This window comes from Algoriphagus jejuensis (assembly GCF_039523455.1).
Lineage (GTDB): Bacteria > Bacteroidota > Bacteroidia > Cytophagales > Cyclobacteriaceae > Algoriphagus > Algoriphagus jejuensis.
Genome location: NZ_BAAAFI010000010.1, coordinates 70,586 through 88,078, shown reverse-complemented (window position 1 = coordinate 88,078; position 17,493 = coordinate 70,586). Strand labels below are relative to the sequence as shown.

General features: G+C 51.4%; 12 protein-coding genes and 1 pseudogene. 4 read left to right on the top strand and 9 right to left on the bottom strand.

Annotated elements, in window-relative coordinates:
* Nucleotides 1–23 precede the first annotated feature (23 nt).
* From ABD031_RS11285 to ABD031_RS11275, 4 genes are all read left to right on the top strand, one after another.
* Entirely contained in the window at nt 24–1,574 is a 1,551-nt protein-coding gene (locus tag ABD031_RS11285) for a sulfatase family protein (RefSeq protein ID WP_343851453.1), read from the top strand.
* 318 nt (nt 1,575–1,892) lie between these two features.
* The gene (locus ABD031_RS11280) at nt 1,893–3,485 is read left to right on the top strand and encodes an arylsulfatase (protein ID WP_343851450.1); all 1,593 of its coding nucleotides are present in this window, start codon (nt 1,893–1,895) and stop codon (nt 3,483–3,485) included.
* Between the two features lie 89 nt (nt 3,486–3,574).
* Nucleotides 3,575–3,760, top strand: coding sequence for a type II toxin-antitoxin system HicA family toxin (locus ABD031_RS22380; protein WP_425542742.1), 186 nt, complete (start codon nt 3,575–3,577; stop codon nt 3,758–3,760).
* A 39-nt stretch (nt 3,761–3,799) separates the two neighbouring features.
* Nucleotides 3,800–4,204: a helix-turn-helix domain-containing protein gene (locus ABD031_RS11275; RefSeq protein WP_343851448.1), complete on the top strand. Its 405-nt coding sequence runs from the start codon at nt 3,800–3,802 to the stop codon at nt 4,202–4,204.
* A gap of 214 nt (nt 4,205–4,418) precedes the next feature.
* Here the strand turns inward: ABD031_RS11275 and ABD031_RS11270 are convergent, their stop codons facing one another.
* The 9 genes and pseudogenes from ABD031_RS11270 to ABD031_RS22370 form a co-directional block, all read right to left on the bottom strand.
* Nucleotides 4,419–5,075, bottom strand: coding sequence for a TetR/AcrR family transcriptional regulator (locus ABD031_RS11270; RefSeq protein ID WP_343851445.1), 657 nt, complete (start codon nt 5,073–5,075; stop codon nt 4,419–4,421).
* A 160-nt stretch (nt 5,076–5,235) separates the two neighbouring features.
* Nucleotides 5,236–6,951 carry a RagB/SusD family nutrient uptake outer membrane protein gene (locus ABD031_RS11265; protein WP_343851442.1) on the bottom strand — a complete coding sequence of 572 codons (1,716 nt, stop codon included), beginning with the start codon at nt 6,949–6,951 and terminating at the stop codon, nt 5,236–5,238.
* Between the two features lie 20 nt (nt 6,952–6,971).
* Nucleotides 6,972–10,283, bottom strand: a complete 3,312-nt coding sequence (locus tag ABD031_RS11260; RefSeq protein WP_343851440.1) for a SusC/RagA family TonB-linked outer membrane protein — start codon at nt 10,281–10,283, stop codon at nt 6,972–6,974.
* A 593-nt stretch (nt 10,284–10,876) separates the two neighbouring features.
* Entirely contained in the window at nt 10,877–12,109 is a 1,233-nt protein-coding gene (locus tag ABD031_RS11255; RefSeq protein WP_343851438.1) for an enolase C-terminal domain-like protein, read from the bottom strand.
* A 56-nt stretch (nt 12,110–12,165) separates the two neighbouring features.
* The gene (locus ABD031_RS11250) at nt 12,166–13,389 is read right to left on the bottom strand and encodes a glycoside hydrolase family protein (RefSeq protein ID WP_343851436.1); all 1,224 of its coding nucleotides are present in this window, start codon (nt 13,387–13,389) and stop codon (nt 12,166–12,168) included.
* Nucleotides 13,386–14,834: a sulfatase gene (locus ABD031_RS11245; RefSeq protein WP_343851434.1), complete on the bottom strand. Its 1,449-nt coding sequence runs from the start codon at nt 14,832–14,834 to the stop codon at nt 13,386–13,388. The genes ABD031_RS11250 and ABD031_RS11245 overlap by 4 nt, the downstream gene beginning before the upstream one ends.
* Complete coding sequence (locus ABD031_RS11240; protein WP_343851432.1) at nt 14,831–15,889, bottom strand: Gfo/Idh/MocA family protein; 1,059 nt, start codon at nt 15,887–15,889, stop codon at nt 14,831–14,833. The genes ABD031_RS11245 and ABD031_RS11240 overlap by 4 nt, the downstream gene beginning before the upstream one ends.
* Before the next feature lie 14 nt (nt 15,890–15,903).
* Entirely contained in the window at nt 15,904–16,404 is a 501-nt protein-coding gene (locus tag ABD031_RS22375; protein ID WP_425542746.1) for an SLC5/6 family protein, read from the bottom strand.
* 1 nt (nt 16,405) lies between these two features.
* Nucleotides 16,406–17,446 (bottom strand): annotated as a pseudogene (locus ABD031_RS22370) (sodium:solute symporter family transporter); the annotation flags it as partial.
* Between the last annotated feature and the right edge of the window lie 47 nt (nt 17,447–17,493).

Genomic DNA, 17,493 nt, shown 5'->3' with positions numbered 1-17,493 from the left:
AAATCCGAATCAACACGAAAGCTATGTTTACTAGAATTTTGAGCCTGGGAATGGCTATCTGCCTGGCTTGGGCCTGTAGTGCACCGAAGTCCGAAGAAGGAAACGTGGAGACTACCGCTAAACCCAATATCGTCATCATCTACCTCGATGACCTAGGCTACGGCGACCTGAGCGTGTACGGAGCTACTCAGCTGTCCACACCGAATATCGACAAAATCGCCAAAGGGGGCGTGCGCTTCACCAGCGGCTATGCAACATCGGCAACTTGCACGCCAAGCCGCTATGCACTGCTTACCGGAGTGTATCCTTGGAGAAACGAGGATGCGAAGATCCTTCCCGGCACCGCTCCGCTATTGATCGATACTGCCCAGATGACCTTGCCCAAGATGCTCAAGACACAAGGCTATAGCACCGGCATTGTGGGAAAATGGCACCTGGGCCTGGGTGACGGGCAGACCGACTGGAACGGCAGCATCAGCCCCGGTCCGAATCAAGTTGGCTTCGACTACTCCTACATCCTGGCGGCTACCCAAGACCGCGTGCCCACCGTGTACATCCACAATGACCGCGTGGACCAACTCGATCCCAACGATCCCATCGAAGTGGATTATCAGAAAAACTACGACGGCGAACCTACTGGCAAGGACAATCCCGAGCTGACCACGATGAAGTGGCACCATGGCCACAACAACAGCATCGTCAACGGAATCCCAAGAATTGGCTTTATGAAAGGCGGAAAAGCCGCACTTTGGAACGATACCACCATGGCCGACCACTTCTTGGTCAAAGCCCAGGCTTTCGTCAAATCCAACAAGGAAAAGCCCTTCTTCCTCTACTATGCGCTCCAACAACCACACGTGCCACGCACGCCCAATCCAAGGTTTGTGGGTAAATCCGGACTCGGGCCGAGAGGAGACGTGATCCTGGAAGCAGACTGGGCTATCGGCGAATTCATGAAAACACTGGAAGAGGAAGGGATCCTAGAGAACACGCTGATCATCTTCAGCAGCGACAACGGCCCCGTGCTGAACGACGGCTACTACGACGATGCGGTAGAAAAAAACGGCGCCCACACTCCCGCAGGTCCACTTCGGGGCGGAAAATACAGCTTGTTTGAAGCGGGAACCCGAGTGCCTTTTATGGCCTATTGGAAAGGAACCATCGAGCCCCAAGTCTCTGATGCCCTCGTTTGTCAGGTGGATTTGCTAAGCTCTTTCGCAGCGCTCACCGGAAGTACAATCGAAGGCCAAGACAGTGAAGATATCCTCGACGCCCTACTTGGCAAAAGCGAGAAAGGCAGAGAAAGCCTGATCCTGGAGGCGACCGGACGAACGGCCCTGCGCAAGGGAGATTGGGTGATGATCCCTCCCCACAAGGGTAGTCCCCTCATCCAATCGGTCAATATCGAAACCGGAAATTTGGGCGAATATCAGCTCTACCAACTGTCCACAGATGTCTCCCAAGCCAAGAACCTGGCCTCTGCCGAACCTGAGAAGCTGAAAGAAATGGTTCAGTTTTACGGGGGAATCGTCGGCAAAAACCTGCCTGAGGCGGAAGAGATTGAGTTGAAGTGAGAAAAGCTGGAAGATAGAACACCGGAGACGGAAGTATCGCGTCATTGGGAGCAAGGAAGGAGCGTGGCAATCGCCGCGTTATTGAATAGAAAGACTGCTTCGTGCCTCGCAGTGACGACGCTTCGGCGTCATTAAGAGTGAGGCACGAGTGAAGCGATCCTTCTGTCCTGTTTTCGCTTTGAAAAGATTGCTTCAGCGTATTTATCGTTACTAGCAATCTCTTAGCCCAAAAGTACCCTACCAATGACGATGACCGAGAGGTCATTGCTTCAATCCATAGTTCTGCTGAAAAGAAAAACTGAAATTCGAGTTAAAAACATGCCGACCCCATTCAAAATCAAACTGAGTCTGCTCGCCCTTTGCGTAGCTTTTGCCTGCAAACCCGCCGAAACCAGCGAAAACCAACTCGCGCAAAATCCCTCCAAACCGAACATCATCTACATCCTGGCGGATGACTTGGGCTACGGGGACTTGGGTGCTTTTGGCAGCACCAAGATCGAAACCCCAAACATCGATGCCTTGGCCAAGGGCGGCATGATGTTTACCCAGCACTATTCGGGCGCACCTGTCTGCGCACCGGCCAGATACATGCTCATGACAGGCCAGCACTCCGGCCATGCCTATATCCGAGGCAATGACGAGTGGCGGGAAAGGGATTCTCCCTCTGGCGGCGATGTCTGGAATTTTGCCGATATGGAAAACGACTCTACGCTGGAAGGCCAGCGTCCACTTCCAGAGGGAACGGTCCTTTTTCCCAAGAGACTCCAGTCCGCAGGCTATACCACCGGTAGTGTCGGCAAATGGGGCCTTGGCGCACCGCAGACCAATTCTATCCCCACCAAGATGGGCTTTGACTTCTTCTATGGCTACAATTGCCAGCGTCAGGCACACACCTACTATCCGGTTCATCTGTACAAAAACGAGAACCGCGTTCCGCTCCGCAACAAGCTCGTCGCCCCGAGCACCAAACTCGCTGAAGGTGCCGATCCGAGCAAGGCCGAAAGCTATGCCGACTTCAACCAAGTAGACTACGCACCGGATCTGATGTTTGCCGAGATGACCAATTTTATCTCGGAGAACAAGGACAAACCTTTCTACTTCTACTGGGCCACGCCGATTCCCCACGTGGCGCTTCAGGCTCCCCAGCGTTGGGTGGATTATTATGAGGAAAAATTCGGAGCCGAAACGCCCTATCTAGGCAACAAGGGCTATTTCCCACACAAAAATCCGCGCGCGGCTTATGCTGCCATGGTTTCCTATCTGGATGAAAACGTCGGCAAGCTCGTCGAGCACCTGAAGAAAGAGGGTCTGTACGAAAACACGCTCATCATCTTCACCTCGGACAACGGCCCAACCTTCAACGGAGGGACGGATTCGGAGTGGTTTAACAGTGCTGGACCATTCACCGAAGATCCCGCCAAGATCAAAGGCCATGTCCACGAAGGGGGCATCCGCGTGCCGATGATCGCCAGCTGGCCGGGCAAGATCGCCCCTGGCACCAAATCCGACCTACTTTCTTCCCATATCGACATGATGGCGACTTTTGGGGAGATCACGGGATTCGAGGTACCACAAAACGACGGTATTAGCATCCTGCCCACGCTTCTGGGCAAGGGGGATCAACAGCAGCACGAATACCTCTATTGGGAATTTCCGGAATATGGAGGCCAGGTGGCCGTTCGCTTTGGAGACTGGAAACTCATCCGTCAGCATCTGAATGACAAACAGACGCCGACTTTGGAGCTATACAATCTGGCGAAAGATCCTCTGGAAACCACCAATGTGGCCGATGCGAATCCGGAAATCCTAGCGCAAGCCGAGGCGATCTTCAAGCAGGCACATCAGCCTTCGGAATTGGAGAAGTTTAGGATTCCGCTATTGGAAAAGGGGCTGCTCGCGGGGAAAGAGTAGCAGTTTCTATGATTGAGTAGCTTAGAATCGCACCTATTTGATATTATTTTCCGTATCATTGTGTCAAAGGTTTACCGATTCAATTTCCCGTGAAATACTCCGAACTAGAGAAATTGTGCAAAAAAGCTGGATGCTACTGGGTGAGAGACGGGTCTAACCATCCGATTTGGTATAGCCCATCCACCGGGAAGCATTTCCAACTTTCCCATCACAAGAGCCAGGAAGTAAAGACGGGCACCCTTGGAAAAATCAAAAAAGATGCGGGAATCAAGTGAGAAAGACCTTTTGAAAGAACAACCTAGAGCTAGTCAATTATGAAAAGCGTGAATGTAAAAATCGAAAGAGGAGAAGACGGCACATACGGAGCTTGCATTGAGGACGACAGCCTCCCTTTCGGAATTATCGGAGATGGCAAAACCGTCACGGAGGCAAAAGCCGACTTCATGAACTCCTATGAGGAAATGAAGCAATACTTTTTGGATACCAACAAGGACTTCGTCGAATGCAAATTCAATTTTGCATTCGACATCGCGTCCTTTCTCAACTACTACAGCAAAATACTGAGTCTGGCAGGCCTCGAACGAATCACCGGAGTAAACCAGGGCCAGCTCAGTCACTATGTCACTGGACATCGAAAACCAGGCAGAAAAACAGTCGAAAAGATCGAACGAAATCTCAAGGAATTTGCCGAGGAGCTACGGGAAGTGGAATTTATCTAGCTAGGTGTTGACTCCGATCAGCCACCAGACTCGAAAGAAAAGGGATTGCTGGCGTGAAAGGGACCGAACCGGCACCAAAAAGAGCTTTATCTCCCGGATCGAAAACGGAAACAGCGATATCCAGCTTTCCACCCTCTACAGATTGTTGGAGATCGGGCTAGGAAAGCGTGTACACTTGACCATTAGCTAGTGAGAAGACAGACAAATACTCTCCCTACGACTTACCCGCTGTCTCTGAAGCTGCCAAATCGAGGATTCGCTCATACTCTTCCCTACCTGCAGGCGTGAGATAGGGCAGGATCGTGTTCCAAACCAAGCGCACCATCTCTCCTTTTTGCCTAAATCTGTATGGGGAAATCACCTCCATTTGCGAAAGCCAAAAAGTGATCACCATCCGAATCGTATGCAGGATTCGCTCCATGACATCTTCATCAGGAAAGCTCACGTACCCATCTTCCAAAAACTCCTCAAACAGCTGCTGTGCCTGCTGCTTCCGGAGGATGAGTGTTTCTTGTATTTTTTTGTTCACCTCCGGAAAAGACCGGCTGATCTCCAATACATCCAGATTAAAAAACCTGTACCTATACTGAAACTCCTCCAGCCCTGAGACCATGTGCTGGAAATGCTGCAGGGAGGAGCTGTTGGGCTCTCTCACGCTATAGGTTTCAGAGGCTTCGTCCCGCATCTTGTCATAGATCGCCAAGAGGAGGTCTTCCTTGGTATGGTAGTGATAGTCCAGGTTTCCATGACTGATCCCCATCTCCGCGGCGATATGCCTACTGGTGATTCCTTGGATTCCCGCCTCGTTAAACATCCGAATCGCCACGGAAAGGATCTTGTCTTTGGTTTTTGGTTTATTTGGCTTTATCATTTGTCAAAAATTGAAAAATCACCTTTGAAATTAATGGGATTAAAATCATGTGAAAGCCAAGTACATATTTTTTTAGGGTAAAAAAAAGGCCAGCCTCGAAAGGCTAGCCTTGGTATTAGTATGGATCTAGAGGGAATCCTCTAGAAATGGATCCGGAGAATTACCAGTTTGGATTCTGGGTCAAAGCTGGATTCAAAACTAACTCATCCGACGGGATAGAAGTCAGGTAATCCTGATCCTCTCTAAACCCATATCCTGAAGGCATCTGGGTTTGGAAATAATCAATTCGCCCGTCCGCGGTGAGTTTCGGGGCAAATCCCGGGAATTCGGAAGGTTCGAATGGATATCCCAGCGGTCGCTGGCCGGTTACGAGCGTGTGTGCGGCCCATCGCTTGAAATCATCCGGACGGTGACCTTCCAGCGCGAGCTCCACTCTTCTTTCGTTTCTGATCGCATAGAGCGCATCGTCTATGGTATACCCATAGTCTACAAGATTGGCACCATACTCGGCTTGCGGAATGACCGTGAAATTAGGCATACCCACTCGCGCTCTGAGGGGGTTCAAGGCTTCAAAGGCAATGGTACCGTCCAGCTCGTACTTCGCTTCCGCATAGTTGAGCAGGACTTCCGCGTAGCGGAAGTAGATTCTTCCCGTCTGGCTTAGCCCACCAAAGTCAGCTCCAGCAGCGGGAGAGTAAGGATTGGAATACTTCTTTACCTGGAAGCCCGTCGCGGCAAGCTCCTCAGAGCCACCGTTGAGGAAAGGCTTGCTGAAGGTCGTGCCTGAGCTTGCTACGCGAAGATCGCCAGGAATCCACACGGTCGCAGAGAGTCGGGGATCGCAATCTTCCGCGATCTTGGTCAAGAAGTTGTTGCCTTTGGTCGACTTGGCCAATTCGGTAAAGTCATAAGGCATCCCATCTTTGCCCAAATAAGAAGAAACCAATGACCAAGTCAAGGACATGTCGCGGGTCCTACGAGTGGTGTAGAACTGCAACTCGTGTCCAAGCTGCTCGGAAGTGCTGGCAATCTTATAGAACAAGACTTCGTTGACAGCCGACATATTGTCCAAACCAAATAGCGTGTAATAATCCGACTCAGGCTTCCCCGTGTTGTAGACTCCCTTGGTGTAGCTACCAGTGATCAGCTCTTGGGAAGCATCTACGGCTACTTGAAAATACTTTTTGGGATCAACACCCGCAGTACCAAAGGCGGTGCCGGCATGGTATTTTTGCCAAGACCCTTCATAGAGCGCTACTTGAGATTTAAAAGCCAAGACCGCTTCCTTGTTTACCCTGGAATTACCGGTTTGTGCTCTTGCACCCACGTGCTGAAATGCCTTGTCCAGCTCTGCGATGATAAAATCCGCAACGGCAGTCCTGGAATCTTGGCCTTTGTAAAGGTCCTCGTCACCTGGGAAAAGCTCATGGTCGTAGATCGGCACATCCCCATAGGTCTGAAGCTTATCGTAGTAAAACCATGCTCTGAAGAAATGGGCCTCGCCCAAAAACTGGGCATACTGGCTCACATCGGCTTGCACATTGTCCAAGTTGTCAAAAAGAATGTTGACACTGCGGATGTTTGCCCACTCGTTGGTCCACTGCCCGTTTCGCGGTGCACGGGTGCCGTGCATGAGTGAGTTGGGGATGGCCACGATCAAGTTGTCCGAGTTGTCATCCTGAAGAGGAAGGACCGCCGAACCATGGGCCGGTAGGGTGGTATAGTACTTGCTGACGTAGTTTTCTATGTCGTTAGGCGTCTTGAAATAGTCGTTGACGGAGATTTGATCCTCGGGTGCGTTGTCGATGAAGCTTTCACAGGAAGAAGCTCCCAGAAGTATCGTAAACAAGCCCAGTGTATATATGGATTTTTTCATAGTCTTCTAAAATTGAATGGTTAATAGGATACCTGAAGTCCAAAGGTGAGCATTCGATCAGCTCCGTAGGTTTTACCGGCACCCCATGAGCTGGAAACAGCTACAGGGTCGATTCCCGGCGTAAGACTACTGAAGGTCAGCAGGTTTTCCCCAGAGAAGTAGACACGGAAGTTGCTGAGGTGCATCTTGCTAAGCAGGGCATCAGAAAGGGTGTATCCTACTTGCAAGTTTTGTACCCTCATATAAGCACCGCTTTGTAGATAGCGAGTGCTGGTTTGTCGGTTTTTGTTATTCTCAGCATCGTTGATGTACGGCCTTGGGTAGTACGCATCCAAGTTGAAGTTTGCGTCGCCCTCATAGAGTCCGGTGTACATGTCGCCCGGTGTGTCACGGAAGTAATCCAAGTGCTCAGGAAAGAGGGAAGTCTGGTTTCCAGAGCGGAAGCCCCAGAACATGTTTTCCCCAGCACCAAACCATAGATCGCGCTTGCCGACACCACGAATAATCATGGAAAAGTCAAAGCCTTTGTATCCAGCGTTGAGGTTTATCCCATATTGATATCTTGGGGTGCTGTTGCCCACGATCCGCAAGTCACCATGATCTTCCAGCGTATTGGCTCCGTTGTCCACTTTGCCATCGCCATCTACATCGAGATATTTAAGATCTCCTGGTCTCCAGCCCAATCCGGTGATATCGCTTAGATCGACTTCGGAAGTATAGGTATCCACCTCTTCTTGCGTCTTGAAGAGGTCATTCGCCGTATATCCCCAGATTTCACCCTGCTCTCTTCCTTCATACCAGGTAGAAAGCACTCCGGTTGGATTGAGGTATTTGGTGACATGGGATCTGCTGTCGTACATATTCACCCCGACTGTGAAAAAGAGTCCATTGTCAAAAGTTTGGTTCCAGGTAACAGTACCCTCCCAACCTCTAGTTCTAAGCGATGCGTTGTTAGACTGCGGAACAGTAGAGCCCAACACACCCGGAGCAGGATCCACTGGGCCGATCATATCCACGGTAGTACGCTCAAACCAGTCAAACACAAACTTCAGTCTTTTGTCCAAGAAACTTGCGTCCAAACCAATGTCCGTGGAACGTGCAGTCTCCCAAGTCAGATCCGGACTGATCAGGGCGGGAGTACCCGCATAGCCGATAGGTCGCGTACCGTTTGGTGTGAAAATCCAGTTCACGGCATTGCCAGACAATGGGATAAGGGACAAATCCTGATAGGGATCTACGTTTTGGTTTCCAAGTTCACCCCAGGATCCTCTGATCTTCAAAGTGTTTACCGCATTGCTGATAGGCTGCCAAAAGCCTTCTTTGTCAATATTCCAGCCTGCAGAAAATGAAGGGAAGAAGCCCCATCTATTGCCCTCTCTGAATCTGGAGGTTCCGTCATATCGTGCATTGACCTCAAGTAGATACTTGTCGTCGTATCCGTAGTTGAATCGACCGAAGTAACCCTGGGTACTGATAGTGAGTAGACTCTCGGACATCTGGATCTCACCATCGGCGGTATTGAGTGAAGGGACATCAGGCACGAGAAGGTTGGTTCGGTAGCCTGTTAGGCTTCGCTGTTGGAATTTCTCAAACTGGGTTCCCCCCATCACACTGAAGTTGTGATTCTCTCCAGCTTTAAATTCGTAGGTGGTATAGATGTTAGAGGTCCAATATGGATTACTGTAGTGCGTTCTTCTGGTATTGCTCGGCACTGTGTTGCCGCTAGCTTGGAGGCTGCCGTCTACCAAATGATCGTATACTGTCAACTCATCACTTTTATAGAATTGGTCTACGTTACGCATTGCAAAGTCGGCATGGATACTCCAGCCTTCTACCGGACGAATGTCAGTGGCGAACGTATGCCAATTTTCCACAGTCTCTGTCACATCCGTACCCGCATCGTTGACCCAAGGGATTTTTGACTGGATCATGATGTTGCCATATCCATCATACAATGCGTTCGAAGGCATGGTACGGGCGATCTGGTGAAAGATCAAATCATAACTCCCCTGTCTGTCCATGTTGGGAATCTCCCTCACCTGCTTGGAAAAGCGTGGCTGATACGTGAAGTCCCACTTGTCGGTGATCATGGTCGTGATCTTACCCATGATATTGTACCTGTCAAAGGTATCAGTACCATAGTTCAGAACACCAGACTGGCCATACATGCCCGCCGAGAAGTAATAAGTGGTGCGGTCCGTACCTCCTGAGATGCTCAGGTCATGCTTCTGGATGAAACCAGTGCCAAAATATTCGTCAAACCAATCGCGATTGGCATTTCCATTCTGGTTAAAACCCCACTGATTGAGGCTGGATGGATTGGGAGTGGTCTCGAAATGTGTCGCATCGGCAGGAAAATTAGCATTGCTTCGTATGAAGTCGTAGTCGCCTCTCTGATATGCCAAGATATTGTCGATCGTCCTGTTGGCAAAAAACCGACCGCCCGCACCAAATACACCGGCTTCATTCACGGCTTTGGCATGGTCGTAGGAATTGAGCATCTGCGGAAGGTTCGTAGGGCTCGATGATCCCACGCTGCCTGAATAGCTGGCGGTAAGCTTACCTTTTCCTTTTTTGGTCGTGATCACGATCACACCATACGGTGCTCTCGCTCCGAAAATAGCAGAAGCAGCAGCATCTTTCAACACAGAGATGGATTCGATATCGTTGGGATTCAGACGGTTCATGTCTCCCGGTATCCCATCAATGACCACATAGGGCTCTCCTCCATTGAGCGAGCCCATGCCCCGGATCTGTATGCTCATGTTGGCACCGGGCTGGAAGCCGTTGTTGTCCACACCGAAAATCAAGCCGGGAGTCGTACCCTGTAATAATTGAGAAACAGAGGGTGAAGGTCGGTCGGCAATGGCTTTGCCATCCACCACATCTACCGCACCGGTAAGATTGGTCACCTTCTGCGTACCGTAGCCAACCACAACCACTTCTTCAAGCGAGGACACATCAGGCCCCATCGATACGTCGATCTTGGTTTGGTTGCCTACTGTGATCTCTTGGGTTGCATAGCCGACATAGCTAAACACCAAGACCGCATCCGGTCCGGGGACAGCTATCGAATATCTACCATCAGCATCGGTGACGGTTCCGGAAGTTCCGCCTTTCAACAGGACGGTTAGCCCCGGCAGGGGCAGGCCTTCTTCTTGGTCGATCACCAAGCCCGACACGGTGATACCGGCGGACTGGCGTGCTTCTACCCCCCAAATGGCGGACAGAAAAAATAACATGAAAAGGCAACTTCCTAATCTCAACGAGGGTCGCTGTCTCCCTGCAGGGAAAGTAGCGTGCCTCATCAGTTTTCCAGTAAAGTTTTCCATACAAAACAGATTTATTAATTAAAATATTACTTTAACTATGTTGGACTTAGATAAATAATTCCAATAACGACGGTAATATATATAAAAATAGAGCAAATGCACTAAAGCCCTTTAGAGAAAAATAGGGGAATGAAACAAGAGAATAAAAAATTCTGATTTTATTAAAATAATAAAATATTGTTTTAAAAACAATTGATTTTCAATCAATTAGATATTTAGACAGTAAAAATGTATGTCGCATACGCAGCCAAAACCAAGCAACAGTGCATTTTTTACGATTACTCAAGCACCAAAAAATCTGGTGTTATTTCATGGGGACTTCTCCCCCTTTTCTAGATTCTCTGAGCTGATTTTGGAAAGAAGCCGCATAGCGAAAAGCTTTCGCAGCGACATTTTTGCCAAAAATCCCCTGTTCAGGAACTGCTTTATTACAAGCTAAAGTAGAACAACTCATCACATTTGAACGGTAGTCTCTCCGGATGATGGGTCAAAACACCTCCCAAAAAATATGGGAACGAAACCAGATTCGTTCCCATAGAAAACACATTGAATTGCCTGCAGAGCCTTCCGATCAGGCTAGCGGCTCAGACGTTCTAAATCAAATCCGCGCTCATACCCGGCTGCTGAGGGGTGATGTATTTGCCATCCACGATGGTGACCGGAAACTTGAAATAATCCCGAAGATGCGGAATATGCTCCAGCAGCAGCGCCGGATGCCCCACCGAGATATGGTTGAACAAGACCAAATGCTGATGAATCTGCCCCATGTCGCCCACATGGGGTACGACCGGTACATTCATCTTCTTTGACAAAAGGCTGATCAATATAAACTCCGACACACCGCCGACGCGTACCGCATCCACCTGGTTGAAGGACATGCAGCCCGACTGAAGGAAGTTTTTGAAGATGATCTTATTGGGTACGTGTTCGCCCAGGGCCAAGGGAACTGAAACCGCCTCAGCAAGCTTCACATGGGCCAGTACGTCGTCTGGATGGGTGGGCTCCTCGATCCAAAAAGGGTTCAACTCTTTGAGCTGTTTGCAGATGTCGATTGCCTGCGGCAGTGTCCATTGCTGGTTGGCGTCAAACATGATCGTCGCATCATCGCCCGCCGCCTTTCTTACAATCCTGGCTCTTCGGATGTCTCTCTCTGCACTTTGGGAGCCAACCTTGAGCTTCATGGCCGTGAATCCCTTCTCCATCGCCTCCTGCACATTGCGCAGCACTTGCTCGTCGGAATAGTTGAACCAGCCTACCGAGGTATCGTAGCCCGGATAGCCTTTCTCGACAATCAGCTTGCGCTCCAGACAGGTTTCTTTTTGACTTTGGAGGATTTGGGTGGCCTCCGACTTGGTCAGGATGTCCTCGTAGTATGAAAAATCCAAGGTGTTGACCAAGGCTTCGGGACTCAGGTCGGTGAGGAGTTTCCAGAGCGGGACTTCCTCGGCCTTTGCCCAAAGGTCATAACAAGCATTGACTACGGCGGCAAGGGCAAGCTGCACGACCCCCTTGTGCGGCCCAAGCCAACGAAAGTTGGGATCATCAGCCATCATCTTGTACACGGAACCAAAGTCCGCCATCAGCTCATGGATCTCTCTGCCTTCGACGTGCTTGACGAGGTAGTCGATCGCATCGCACACGATGCGATTTCCTGCGCCGAGGGTAAATGCAAGCCCAACACCCTCAATTGCGGTGTCGGTTTGCAGCTTGCACACGGCGTATGCATAGACTGGCTTGACGTGGACTGCATCGGAGCCGGCACCGTCTTTCAGATCAAAACGCATGTCACTCGACAGTCCTCTTTTGATTACCAGTGGTTCTCTCATTTCGGTTAATAGGATTATTTGTTCACAAGCGCGAATGCTTGTGCTTGGTTGATTCGTTAATTGATCTTGAGGGGAATGTGGATGTTGAAAGAGCTTCCATCCTTCTTCGCATTGACATTGTCCACGGCAGCCGCCGCGTAGAGGTAGCGGGGAATGCCCCTCTTGTCCACCAGCAGCTGGGGACGCTCCAGCCGGTTGAGCTTCTGCAGGGAGCCATCTGCGAGGGTGACCTCCGGCTTCAAAAACTGCGGATACTCACCGAGCCTCCAGTCCAAGCCATCTTTGGATTCAAGGATCGCCAGATCCTTGGGATTTCCTCCGGAAATTCTCCCCGTAAAATCCTTCACCACCGCAAAAAAGCGCCCATAGGCTTTGGAATACCACACATAGGGATCCTCCGCACTGGCAAAGGAGCCATCGGGCATCTTGACATCGAAGATGAATTGGTCCTTGGCCACGAAAGGCCCTGTCGGACTCTTGCTGGTAGCGACGCCATGAACACCCTTCCAATGTGGCTCATAGATATTGCCTTTGAAAAAGAGCATGTACTCGCCTGTGTTTGGATTGTAGTCCACGGAGGGATTGACTACGATGAGGTTATCCGGCTTCACCTCTGTGCCCGGAGGCGAAGGAAGCAAGACCTGATTGGCCTTGACACGGGATCGGGGACTCAGCAGCGGCTCGGCAGGACGTTCAAATCTACCGGCCAGCAAATCCTCAAAGGAGGAAAATTCGATCACCCCGATCTGTAAGCTTTGCTGCACCCGGGCTCGCTGATCCAAGTCCGGAGCTACGCCTTCGCCCGCATCCCGGCCACCGATGTAGTAGAGGTAGTACTTGTCGCCAAACTTTCTCAGGTGGGGATTGTGGACGCTTTGGGCATCCCAAGTCGCAGCATTCCCATCATAATGTGCACCCTTGAGGATGATTTTCTGAAACTTGAAATCGCGGTCAGGATAGTCTGAAACTGCATAGCCCAGCTTGCTCTCCAGCACCCAACTGTTGTTGAATGGCTCATGCTCCGGGCCACTTTCCCAGAGGGAAAAGACCATGTGGTACTTGCCATCCTCTCCCTGCACCACCGTCGCTCCCCAGACAAAATAATCGTCCAGCTTAAGCACGGAGGGACCTTGCAGAAAATCACTTTCGCCTTTTACGAGGGTCGCAGCCACGGGCTTTGGCTCCACGCGGAGTTGCTTGTCGGGCATGCCTGCCGCCAAGCAAGCCAGCAGGATGACACTCAAGGTGATACCGAAAGAGGTGTTTTTGGAGAATCTCATCTTCCGGTCTTATAGGTTTTGTTCAGGTCATTTTGACGCACTTCGGCCAGCTTTTCCCGAAGGCGGGTCTGCATCTTGCTCAAGGTTTCCGCGTACTCGGGCAGATTTGCCAGGTTGGTAAACTGCTTGGAATCCTGATACATGTCAAAGAGCTCCATGCCTGCTTCGGCATCCTCGTCGTATTGGATATAAGCCCAGCGATCCGTTCTTACCAAATACGTATTCCCGTTTTGGGTCACGGAGAAAGCCATATCCCGCACCTCCGCTTGGGTATCTTTCAGCACCGGCACTAAGCTTTTACCCTGGATATTGCTCGGGACTTTCCCTCCTACCAAGTCAATCAGCGTAGGATAGAGGTCCAACAGCTCCGCAAAAGAAGTCGAGCTTCCAGCCTTGACTCCCGGAGCCTTGATCAGGAAGGGTACCTGCACCGACTCCTCGTGAAGGCTGACCTTCATCCAGAAGTCATGCTCGCCGAGATGGAAGCCGTGGTCGGAAGCAAAGACGACGATCGTGTTGTCCTCGAGGCCTTCTTCCTTGAGCGTCTTCAAGATCTTGCCCACCTGCGCATCCATGAAAGACACCGAAGCATAATAGCCGGCAATGGCTTTCTGTTTTTGGATGTAGGACATCTGCCCGTTTTTGGTCGTCACATAGTTGATCCCGCGCTCGGGGATGTCAGCCCAGTCATCCTCCACCACGGGGGGAGGCACTATCTGCTGCCAAGGATAGGGGATAAAATATTTCTCCGGAGCGACAAAGGGTACGTGGGGACGAACCAATCCCACCGCCAGGAAGAAAGGCTCTTTCTTATGTGCGCGGATCAGCTCAGTGGCTTTGGCAGCAGCCATACCATCCGCATGATCCAGCTCGGTGTCCGAAGCCTGCACGATGGTCATCACATTTCCGCCCTTGCGCTCGATGCTGCCATCCGGGTTGTTTTGCACCAGTTCCGCCTTGCCTGGCGCTTGCCACTCCGGCGCTTTCACGTTGAACTTTTCGGTCCAAGAGGCCGCGTCGTCGGCGCCATCAGAACCTTTTTCGATATCCCCGGGGATACCCATGTGATAGATCTTGCTCACCCGAGCGGTGTAGTAGCCCTGGTTTTTGAACCATTGTGAGAGGGAAAGGCGATCCGGCCCCACCTGCTCCCGCCCGCTCACGTAGCCGTAGGTCTCCGTGGCGCTCGGATAGTAGCCAAACATCATGGAAGCCCGCGAAGGCCCGCAAACCGGAAACTGCGAATAGGCCCGATCAAACTGAACCGCCTCGCTGGCCAATTGGTCGATATGAGGAGTCTGAACCATGCGGTTGCCATAGCTGCCCAAAGCCGTGGTCGTCAGGTCATCCGACATGATGAGCAGGACATTGGGTTTTGATTTTTTTCCTTGGGAAAAAGAAAAGACCGAAGTCAGGGCTAGTAGAAAAGTCAGAAAGTATTTCATGGTATTGGATTATAGTGTGAAGCTTGATAAACGCGCTCGACCAACTCCATCGTCTGGAGCGCATCGGCGACTGAGTGTATCAATGGAAAATCGGGATCTTGGAGGTGGTTTTGGAGCACGGCCATGCTGCCGATAAAGGCTTCGGGAAACCAATCTCCCTCCAGCGGTATTTCCTGCCAACCGAGGTTCGAACCGCTTTGGCAGTATTCCATCCTTGAAGGTCGCCCTTTGGGATAGTCCAGGGAAAGTCCCAGCAGGATATAGGCCGCACCTTGGCTTCCTTCCACCTTGAGGTAGGATTGTTGGTGCTTCCCCCCAAAGGAATGGCCGTGGTTGGTCAGGATACGGGCCCGATTTTGTCTCTCGTAGTCGAGCAGGATGCTGCTGCGGGCATCAGCCAAATCCGGAGTCCGGGGATGCTTCGCAAGAGAAGCCTGCACGCGAATCGGATTTCCGGCCAAAGCCCGAATAAGATCCAGGTAGTGGATGCTGTGGTAGAGCACTTCCATCCTTGGCTTGGTTTGGAGAAAATCCCAAAGCTCCCAAGGGGTGTGCACGCACACTTTCAGCTCGATGTCATAGACGTCCCCAAGGACATTTTGCTCGATCAAGTCCTGAAGAGCCAGCATGTAGGGTGCAAACTTCAACTGGAAATTTACCGCCGCAGTCAGCTTCTTCTCCTGACAGAGAACCTGGATTTGCCGGGCCTCCTGAAGCGTCTCGCCCATGGGCTTTTGGATCAGGACGGCCGAGTGGTCCGGGATTTTTTCCAAAATAGCAAGCACCTGATCCGCCGGAACAGCCAGATCAAAGACAGCCGAGGAAGCCGCTGCTGCTTCAATCAAGTCTTCCAAGCTCGGGAAGGCCTTTTCCACCAGCGGAAAGTTCTCCTTCGCCGCATGCGCCTTTTCCCAAACTCGGTCATAGATCCCGAGTACCTTCCAGCCCGCCTGCGCATAGGCAGGCAGATGCGCGTCGGTCACGATTCCCCCCGCACCGATGATCGCGATCGGTCTGGGATTGGGAAGTTGGGAGATGCGTTGGCTGAAGTCCATGGCTTATCGGCTTATCAAAAGAAAAGGAAATAGACGAGCGCCATGCAGGCCATCAGCAAAGCGCTGAGGCCAACGACCAAGCGGGAGCTTCCGGAAAGACTCAGACTGGCGATTTCGACGTTGACGGCAGGCCGCGAGCCAATCGCGCTGACCGCCCAATAGATCCCCGCAGACACCAGAAAGAAGTAAAAGGTCTGCCGCATCCAATTGATTCCTAGACCTTCTGGAGCGGAGATGTAGTTTTCGATTCCCTGGATCGTCAGGTATTTTTCGGTCAGAAAGATGCAGGCGGCAATCCCACTCCCCAAAAGTAGAGTAAGGAAAGATGCCTGCGAAGTGCCTCTTTTGGAAAGTATCCCAAAGAGAAACACCACCACGATGGAAGGGGCGAAGATGGAAAACATCTGGTTGATCAGCTCGAAGATGGCACCGAGATTTCCCAAAAAGGGTGACCAAAGCACCGCCAAGATGAGTACTACTCCGGCCGTGATCCGGCCTCTGTATCTTCTTTCCATCGGATAGATTCGGGTTCACCCGATCAAAGACGTCGTAGACCACCAAGGTCGAGCAGCTGGTCAAGGCCGCCGCGACACTGCTCATCACCGCCGCGAGCAGGGCTGCCACCATCAGACCCTTCAGTCCCACCGGAAGCAGCTGCATGATCAATACGGGAAGGACACTTTTGGTATTGTCTCCGATCTGCTCCTGAAACAAGGCGAAGGCCAAGATGCCGGGCAGAATCATGATAAAGGGCGGAAGGATCTTCAGAAAGCCCGCGAACACAGCTCCCAATCGTGCTTGGTTTTCGTTTTTGGCTCCCAATATCCGCTGCACGATGGTCTGATCGGTACACCAGTACCAGATCCCCAGGATCAGGTGACTGAGCATCATGTCGCGAAAGGTGAAGCCCTTGGCCGAGGCATCAAAATCCACCGCATGCAGACGGTCTGGCATCACGGCAGCTTTCAAATCCGCTAGGGAATGGATACCCACACCCGGTAGGGCGACGATAGCAAGCACCGTAATCAGGATCGAACCGAAGATCAGGATGATCGTCTGCAGGGACTCGGTCAGGACCACCGAGGACAAGCCGCCGATGATGGTATAGACCCCCGTGGCCACAGCGATCAGACCAACCGAAAACCAGATATTCCAGCCGAAGATCTCTTCGAAAACTACCGCGCCGGCATAGAAGCTGATCCCGATATGCATAAACAAGGCCGCCAGGATGCTGAAGATCGCCAGGATCATCCGCGAGCGGGAGTCGTAGCGCTTTTCCAGAAATTCCGGAAGCGTGACCACTTTGCTTTTGAGATAGAAGGGAACAAAGACGAAGGCCAAGATCAACAACTCCACCGTGGAAAACCATTCGAAATTTCCCCAAAGTATCCCGTCCTTAAACCCAGACTCAGCCAAACCGACCAAGTGGACGGTGGAGATGTTGGAGGCGAAAAGCGAGGCACCGATGACTTTCCACCCCAGGGATTTTCCCGCAAGGAAATAGCCCTCGCTGGTCGCTTTTTGGCGTCCGGCATACCAAATCCCTATCCACACCATCGCGATGAGGTAGGTAAAGATGGTGAGGGCGTCCAGCAGTTCTATGT